This is a genomic window from Methylobacterium sp. WL116 (genome assembly GCF_008039455.1).
GTDB lineage: Bacteria > Pseudomonadota > Alphaproteobacteria > Rhizobiales > Beijerinckiaceae > Methylobacterium.
Map to the genome: position 1 here is coordinate 1 of NZ_VRUV01000505.1, position 3,305 is coordinate 3,305.

Here is a 3,305-nt window from a genome sequence, read left to right on the forward strand (position 1 = left end):
GTTGAGGGGTCAGCGGGCTCTCGACGACAGGGATGGGGTCGGGGGCTGGGACTGAGGCGGGAATGAACTGGATCGCCATTTTCGGGCTCCTGAAACGACGAAGGCCCCCGTGATGGGGGCCTTCCGTGGAGGTGCTGGTGAGGGGCGGGTGCTGGCTGGCGCACGATGGCGGTCGGGGCCGCGGTGTTCGTGATCGCCGGTGCATCGCGCGCTTCCTCGGTGTGTGTCGGCTGGCACCGAAGCGGTGCAACGGTTCGCCAATCGACAGCATCAGCGTAGCACAAACCATAGCGTTGTCAAGATTCAAATCCTATATGGTGTTTTTCGAAGCAAATAGGTCTGTAAAATTGAAAAAGTCTGAACGATTAAATTGCAAAGACTACCACACAGATTATCAGATTTCTTATAGCAGCGCGCCTACTGCAGCCACCTGCACGATCAGATACTTTTATTCGATCTGTCCGCGATTGACATGTCCAGTTCTATCTCGACGTAGCGAACTCGGATCGAACCCAGAGGTGCGTTTGAGAGAGGGAAGCAGCGTGTGGATGCTGACCGATCATGGCATAGCGTAGGGTCCGCGAAACAGATCACCCATCGCCTTGCGCCGAAACAGCGTTCGCCAGCGTCGGCGCCGGTGCTCCGGTCGGTTAGGGCATCGAGAGCGACCACTTCCGGGTGAAGCAGTCGATGCCCCGGATCGGCGGCTACCGCTCGTTCAACACAGCGCGGCGCACGATCCAGGGCTTCGAGGCCATGCTCTGGCTGCGCAAGGTCCTCGGCTTCGCTGGCGCACGGACAGTGCGCGAGCATAATCAGCTGCTCGCACTCTGCTTCAGGCTTCCTTAGGCGAACAAAGGGTGAAAGCGGGACCGCAAAGATCGTTCTGCGTCTCAGATCCGAGTTTGCAACATGCCTGTATTCGGCACCCACCCCATCAGGGCTTGAGGCCTACCGCAGGGCTCCTTATCAGCCTGGCGAACGTCCGTAGATGTCCTCGACGCGGATGATGTCGTCCTCGCCGGTGTAGGAGCCGACCTGGACCTCGATCAGCTCGAGCGGGATCTTGCCGGGGTTGGTCAGCCGGTGCAGCGAGCCGATCGGCAGGTACACCGCCTCGTTCTCGTGCACGAGGACCAGGCGCTCGCCCAGCGTCACCTCCGCCGTGCCCTTCACCACCACCCAGTGCTCGGCGCGGTGATGGTGCTTCTGCAGCGACAGGCGCCCGCCCGGCGTCACCATGATGCGCTTGACCTGGAAGCGCTCGCCGATGTCGACGCGCTGGTACCAGCCCCAGGGCCGGTACATCCGCCGGTGCGCGTCGGCCTCCGGATGGGCCCGGGCCCGCAGCACCCCGACCAGCTCCTTGACCCGGCCCGACTGCGCCTTCGAGGTCACCAGCACCGCGTCGGGGGTCGCCACCACCACCACGTCGTCGAGGCCGACCACCGTGGTCAGCCCCTCGCCCTCGCTGTGCACCAGGCTGTTGCGCGTGCCCAGGAGCTCGACCCGACCGCGCACCGCGTTGCCGGCGGCGTCCTGCGGCAGCACCTGCCAGACCGCGTCCCAGGTGCCGACGTCCGACCACGGGAACGACACCGGCAGCACGCCGGCGCGCGTCGTGCGCTCCATCACCGCGTAGTCGATCGAGATCTTGGGCGCCTGCCCGAACGCCGCCGCGTCCAGGCGCACGAAGTCGAGGTCGACGCCGGCCCGCTCCAGCGCCGCGCGGGCGGCGGAGAGCACCGCGGGCGCGTGCGCCTCGAGCTCGGCCAGCATCAGGTCGGCCCGGAACAGGAAGTAGCCCGAGTTCCACAGGGCGCCCTCCGCGATCAGCGCGGCGGCGCCCTCCGCATCCGGCTTCTCGACGAAGCGCGCCACCGCGAAGGCGCCCTCGGCCTCCGGCAGCGCCCCCCCGCGGCGGATGTAGCCGTAATCGGTCGCCGGGCGCGTCGGCTCGATGCCGAGCGTCATGGTGTAGCCGGCCCGCGCGCCGACCGCCGCCGTGCGCACGGCGGCGGCGAAGGCCGGCACGTCGCCGATCACGTGGTCGGCGGCCATGATCAGCACCACCGCCTCCGGGTCTGCCTTGGCCGCGTGCAAGGCCGCCACCGCCACGGCGGCGGCCGAGTCGCGCCCCTCCGGCTCTAGGATGATGTCGGCGGACATCCCGGCCTGGGCCAGCTGCTCGGCGACGATGAAGCGCGACTCGGCCGCCGCGATCACCGCCGGCCGGGCGAAGACCGCCGCGTCGCCCACCCGCCGCGCGGTGGCCTGGAACGTCGACTCCGCCGCGTCCACCAGCCGCGCGAACTGCTTCGGCATGCTCTCGCGCGATACCGGCCACAGCCGCGTGCCCGAGCCGCCGCACAGGATCACGGGCAGGATGCGGGCGGTGCTCATCGGACGACTCCTGTTCCTGGGACCGGGCCGCACGGCCCGGTCTCGGCGAACCCACGGTAGCGCCCGCGCCGCCGCGAGGCGACTCGATGCCGGTCCGGCCGGCCGCGAATCCGTCGTGATGGCAAACGCCCGGCGTCGGGCGCCTCGGCCGGCGGCCTCACTCCAGCCCGAACGTCCGCCCCGGGAACCCGGCCGCATCGAAGTAGCGCTGGTCCCCGACCTGCTGGAAGCGCAGCACCGTGGTCAGGCCCGCCGGCGACGGTTCCGAACGGAGCGTGCCGGCCTGCGCCTGCGGTACCGGAGCCTCCCGCATCGCCTCCCGCATCGGGCGGCCGATCAGGCGGCCCTTGGCGGGGATCTCGAGCTTGAGCAGGGCGGCGAGCGTCTGCCCGACATCGGCGTTGCTCACCGGCAGCGGGTCGACGAAGCCGGCCTTGAAGCTCGGGCCGATCGCGGCCATGAAGTTGTGGGTGTCGGCCCGGCTGAAGCTGCCGTGCATGCCCTGGCCCTGCTGCAGCGCCGTGTCGGCGACCTCGACGACGCAGGTCTCCGGGTTGGCGCAGCCGGTGCTGTACGAGCGGAAGTTGACGACGATCGCCGGCGTCGGCGTCGCGGCCTCGCCCTTCAGGTTCACCGCCGAGAGCGGCAGCGTGCCGGGGAAGCGCCCGAGCGCGTCGTCGACGAAGAGGCCGCTGACGTAGTCCTGCGCCAGGAGCGCCGCGATCGTGCGCGCGGCGAGCGCCCTGTCGCCCTTCGGCAGGTAGACGAGGTCCGAGCCGCCGCCAAGGCCGGGATCAGCACCGCGGCGATCGGCAAGCTCGGGCCGACCCTCAATTTCGACAACACCAGCCGCGACGGCGCCCCGACGATCATCGTCGACGACGACACCGGCTCGGCGCGCG

1 protein-coding gene and 2 pseudogenes are annotated in these 3,305 nt (G+C 69.3%); 1 reads left to right on the plus strand and 2 read right to left on the minus strand.

Annotation, left to right across the window (positions count from 1 at the left end; all coding sequences use genetic code 11):
• Positions 1-654 precede the first annotated feature (654 nt).
• A pseudogene (locus FV223_RS23590) lies at positions 655-849 on the plus strand (DDE-type integrase/transposase/recombinase); the annotation flags it as partial.
• Positions 850-969: 120 nt separating this feature from the next.
• Here FV223_RS23590 and FV223_RS23595 read toward each other — a convergent pair.
• Both FV223_RS23595 and FV223_RS23600 read right to left on the minus strand, forming a co-directional pair.
• Positions 970-2,403 carry a mannose-1-phosphate guanylyltransferase/mannose-6-phosphate isomerase gene (locus FV223_RS23595; protein WP_147729264.1) on the minus strand — a complete coding sequence of 478 codons (1,434 nt, stop codon included), beginning with the start codon at positions 2,401-2,403 and terminating at the stop codon, positions 970-972.
• Positions 2,404-2,560: 157 nt separating this feature from the next.
• Positions 2,561-3,305: pseudogene (locus FV223_RS23600) on the minus strand (alkaline phosphatase family protein); the annotation flags it as partial.

Coding starts and splice junctions, on each gene's coding strand:
- FV223_RS23595 (WP_147729264.1), bottom strand. CDS start 2,403: ATGAGCACCGCCCGCATCCTGCCCGTGATCCTGTGCGGCGGCTCGGGC.